The sequence below is a fragment of the Microcoleus sp. BM001215392 genome (assembly GCF_036700185.1).
Taxonomy (GTDB): Bacteria; Cyanobacteriota; Cyanobacteriia; order Cyanobacteriales; family Microcoleaceae; genus Microcoleus.
Genome location: NZ_JAUBOJ010000525.1, coordinates 1 through 4,148, shown reverse-complemented (window position 1 = coordinate 4,148; position 4,148 = coordinate 1). Strand labels below are relative to the sequence as shown.

4 protein-coding genes and 1 pseudogene are annotated in these 4,148 nt (G+C 44.6%); 2 read left to right on the top strand and 3 right to left on the bottom strand.

The window, feature by feature from the left end:
• Positions 1-450: 450 nt before the first annotated feature.
• Positions 451-1,719, bottom strand: coding sequence for an esterase-like activity of phytase family protein (locus QT974_RS32000; RefSeq protein WP_333472397.1), 1,269 nt, complete (start codon positions 1,717-1,719; stop codon positions 451-453).
• Positions 1,720-1,741: 22 nt separating this feature from the next.
• Between QT974_RS32000 and QT974_RS31995 the strand changes: the two genes are divergently transcribed.
• Entirely contained in the window at positions 1,742-3,076 is a 1,335-nt protein-coding gene (locus QT974_RS31995) for a tetratricopeptide repeat protein (RefSeq protein ID WP_333472396.1), read from the top strand.
• 37 nt (positions 3,077-3,113) lie between these two features.
• Here QT974_RS31995 and QT974_RS31990 read toward each other — a convergent pair whose 3' ends face one another.
• Positions 3,114-3,461 carry a DUF5615 family PIN-like protein gene (locus QT974_RS31990; RefSeq protein WP_333472395.1) on the bottom strand — a complete coding sequence of 116 codons (348 nt, stop codon included), beginning with the start codon at positions 3,459-3,461 and terminating at the stop codon, positions 3,114-3,116.
• Positions 3,462-3,464: 3 nt separating this feature from the next.
• The gene (locus tag QT974_RS31985) at positions 3,465-3,806 is read right to left on the bottom strand and encodes a DUF433 domain-containing protein (RefSeq protein WP_333472398.1); all 342 of its coding nucleotides are present in this window, start codon (positions 3,804-3,806) and stop codon (positions 3,465-3,467) included.
• A 105-nt stretch (positions 3,807-3,911) separates the two neighbouring features.
• Between QT974_RS31985 and QT974_RS31980 the strand changes: the two are divergent.
• A pseudogene (locus QT974_RS31980) lies at positions 3,912-4,148 on the top strand (type I restriction endonuclease subunit R); the annotation flags it as partial.

Sequence of the window (4,148 nt, the reverse complement as noted above, 5' to 3'; positions counted from 1 at the left end):
ATATAAGTTATTAGTTATCATCTCATATTGACTGCGGTCATGCTTCGCCCCTACACAAATATTTGCTCTTGCACAGATGCACCCAAACGCGATATCATATCTAAAAACAAACCGCCTAATTAAAATTGGTTCGTAGTGAGGACTTTAGTCCGCATCCAATCACGCGATCTCATATCCGAAGAAAAACTCCATTAAAATAGGTTCGTAGTGAGGACTTTAGTCCGCATTTGGAGAGGACTAAAGTCCTCACTACGAACCTTTTGATTGTGACTCATTCACCGGAAATAATCTTCTGACACCAAACATCACGATCATCATCCTAAATTTGGGTGCATCTGGTTTTTGAAGCCTGAAGAAGCATGACCGCATACAAGTTATTAGTTATAATCCCATATTGACGGAGGTCATGCTTCGCCCCTATGGATATATTTGCCTTGCGCCAGATGCACCCTAAATTTTACCTTTTAAACTCAACAAAATAAACTGAGTTTTCTGAGCTTGCTCAAAATTATCATCACTCACCAAAACCACACTTTGACTGCCATCTGGCAACAGCGGGCCGAGAGTCATTCCCTCTAAATTGTACAGCGGAATTCCGAGTTCATTCAAGTCTAATAGTAACTTTTTTCTCACAGGTTCAACCATTCCTAGTTGCCCCTTAAAACTCTCGATTCTCGAAGTATCCGTCGCCGCCCCAACCGCTACTTGATAAATTTTAGCACCGTATCCCGATATTCCAAAGGAACGCTCTAAACTTAAAAATTGACCTCCACCAATCGTTACCAATTCTGTTAAACCATTCCAAACAGTCATGGGAACTTGGTCTAAGATGTAAAGATTTTCCGAGACTAATTGTGGCGTTTTATCGACGATGATATAATGTAAAAGACGGAGTTTGCTTGCTTGTTCTGGGTCGAAATCTTGCTTTAACGGCGCGGCTGTCGCTGTAAACAACCTAAACGGATCGAGACCGCCCGGACTAAAGGTTTCTGGATCGATGCTTAAAGATTCAAAACCTAAATTTTCCAGCACTCCTTGCTGCTGTTGTTCATCGTTTGCATCTGGGATGTAGCGCTTGGGAATTGGCAAATTTCCTCGCATTTTTCCGGTAGTGAGGTCAAATTCTCCGAGAAAAGGAGGGCTGCCTTCGCTGGCTACAAATACTGAATTCCGTGGAGAAAGGGCGATACCTTCGGGATTGATGGAACCCCAAGGGAAGGTTTCACCGTCTGCTTTTTTGAGGGATGTAACGCCTTCAACAGAAACTTTTTTGAGGCTAAGATTGGCTGGATCGCTGGATTTAAGATCGAGTCGCAGACTGTAAAATCTGGCTTCTCCGTTTTCGCTTTTGTCGTCGGAAAGGGCGTAAAAACGATAAGCTTTGGAAGTGACGCCGCTAATACCTTTGGCATCGTAGGTAATTCCCGATAAACCGCCGACTGGCGAGCCTTCAAAGTTGATTTTTGGCAATTGGTACTCGCCCAAAAAGCTTAGGGATATTTGTGGAAAAGAGCGATCTCTAGCAACGGCGGGAGGAGGGGCGCAAGCTGTGCATACAGTTAGGAAAATTAGAGCTAAACTGAATAGGCGCAAAATGCGTTGGCGAAGCCCTCCAAGAGGATCGCCCAACGCCTTTAAATGCCAACTATTGCTCAGTGCGGTAACTTTTATTTTGTTGCTCTTGTTGAACAGTTGGCTGGTGTGCCATCTTTGTGACATAATTTATACCGTTTTGTTAAATATGCAAAACTTGATGTTTCGACCAGGGCTGCCGAATGGTGGCAATTATATTTCTTTTATCAGAAATTCTGTGCCATTTGGGTGCTTGCTTTGGTTGTGGCTGTGTGCTGGTTCTATTGCTAGCGCCCAAACTAATCCACCACCCCTCGATCAATTTTCTCCTAATCCTCTAGAACTTACCACACCCGATCCCCTAAAACCCGCTACTGAATCTTTGAGTAGCACTCAGCGGGAAGAACTGAGTGCGGCTTTAGAAAAGTTAAGCTTAGAAGCAGCGGCTAAACTGCAAGCTGGAGATGGGGCTGGTGCTTTTGATATTTGGTTCCGAGAATTGCGACTGCGCCGATATCTTGGCCCGGCGGCGGAAATTGCTGCTTTGAGTCGGGTGGGAAGTGTGGCTTGGAGTAGCAATAAAAATCTGGAACTTCAGCTTATTACTAAACGGCTGCAAGCAATTCACAAACAAGTTAAATCGCAAGTGCCGGTAAATACTGAGTTGCTCCCGGCTTTAGCTGCGGCTTTTGGGCAGGTACGCGCTAAAGGCCCGATCGTAGAAGTTTACCAACAAATCCTCGAAAATGCGCGCCAAAATCAAGATATATTGGCTCAAGGTCAGATTTTAAAGGATCTCGCACTTGTTCACATCAATTGGCTGAGTTACGATAAAGCCGCTCCGGTGTATGAGGAATTGGCAACTTTAATTCAGGAAAACCGCGCTTTATTTGCGGCTAATGCTGCTGTACCAAATTCTGCTGTAACGGCGGGAAATGGCGCGCCACCCAAGCCTGTAACTGCTCCGACTGAGGTAGATGCTTTGAGACAGTTAGCCTACGTTTACCAGCAGTCGAAACAGCCCCTCAAGGCGATCGCAGCCCGGGAAAGACTAGCATCAGTGTATGTCAACCTGCAAAACCCGGCTGCGATACCACCGCTCAAAATTGCGATCGGCACCGATTACCAAACTATAGGTCAAATCAACTTAGCAGCTCAATACTATCAGGAAGCCTACAACTTAGCAGTTCCCATTCAACAATACGCCCAAGCTAGCGAAGCTTTGGATAAATTAGCATTGCTTTATCGATCGCAAAAACAGCTAGAACCGACTGTGCGAATCTATCAAATGCAGTTGTTGCTGGAAGAACGCGCTTACAATTGGTACGGATTGATGAATGCTTACGACAATCTCGGTCAAGTTTATCAGGAGATGAAGGCTTACGACAAAGCTTTGGAAGCCTATCAAAAAGGGTTGGAAGTGGCGAAAAGATTGGGACACCGAAAAGAGTATTTTGACAAGAAGATTATTAAGGTTAACAAGCAATTGGAGAAGAGTTCATAATTTTTTGCATGATGATAATATAACCTTTACCACACCACTACGGTGACACAGGAGGGCGCACAACACGAATCAGTTTACCTTCCAAATGTTCTGCGGCTACGATCGCAGTGTGGATTCGGTTAGCCAGTGCTTCCCAATTGCGATCGTTCGTACAAGCGATAATACCAGCATGAAGCGGCTGTGTGCGGTGCAGTCGAAAGAAATCTTTACGGTTTTCGGTAATCACGGCACGTTTCTCGCTACTTGCAAAAGCTAAAACATCCGGATCTGGAATTTTCTGATTGGCTCTGCCTGCTTCTTGGACAGTCAAAACATCATGTCCTAAAGCTCGCAGTAATTCTACAACAGGATAGGGGTATTGCTCATCGGCATAAAGACGTGCCATCTGCTACAAATCCCCGTCCATCACTTCATCATTTTCCCGAATTTCTGTTTCAATTTCGTCGGGAAAGGCTTCGGCGTATGCCCAAGCGTTGGCAATATCAGTCGCAGATAGTGATAGATAGCTTGTGAGTAAGTCAGCTTCGCTATAGCCAATTCGACGAGCTTCTACAAGTCCCCAAACGGTGATACGAGTTCCAATAATACAGGCACTCCCGCCACAAACACCAGGCGTTTTTTCAATACCGCGCCAAGGAGTGATTTTTCCTGGAGATAGGAGTTGAATAACTTGAGCTTTTTCCTCGTCAGAGAGTGCCAGCAGTTGAGGCTCTAATTCTTTCAGCGTCATGACAAATAATGGAATTGCTACTATGGAATTGCTACTACCGATCATTCTATATTATCTTATTAATACGTAACTCCTAAAAAAAGATAACGTATCTCAGGTGAACGAATGGCAAAAGTTATTGCGGTTACAGAAGCTATTAAAACCCAAGAGGAGGCTGAATCCAGATTGAATTTGAGTCGAACTGAAGATGAAGCTTTTTTTTCAGAATGGCAAGCCCAATTGCCAAGTCTCAGCGATGCCGAACAGACTGGTTTGGATACGCTACGGCGCAGATTATTATATCATAGAGCCGATGGAGAATTGTTAGAAGGGGCTGTGACATTGCTGGTAGCATCACCTTTG

Coding starts and splice junctions, on each gene's coding strand:
- QT974_RS32000 (WP_333472397.1), bottom strand. CDS start 1,719: ATGTCACAAAGATGGCACACCAGCCAACTGTTCAACAAGAGCAACAAA.
- QT974_RS31995 (WP_333472396.1), top strand. CDS start 1,742: ATGCAAAACTTGATGTTTCGACCAGGGCTGCCGAATGGTGGCAATTAT.
- QT974_RS31990 (WP_333472395.1), bottom strand. CDS start 3,461: ATGGCACGTCTTTATGCCGATGAGCAATACCCCTATCCTGTTGTAGAA.
- QT974_RS31985 (WP_333472398.1), bottom strand. CDS start 3,806: ATGACGCTGAAAGAATTAGAGCCTCAACTGCTGGCACTCTCTGACGAG.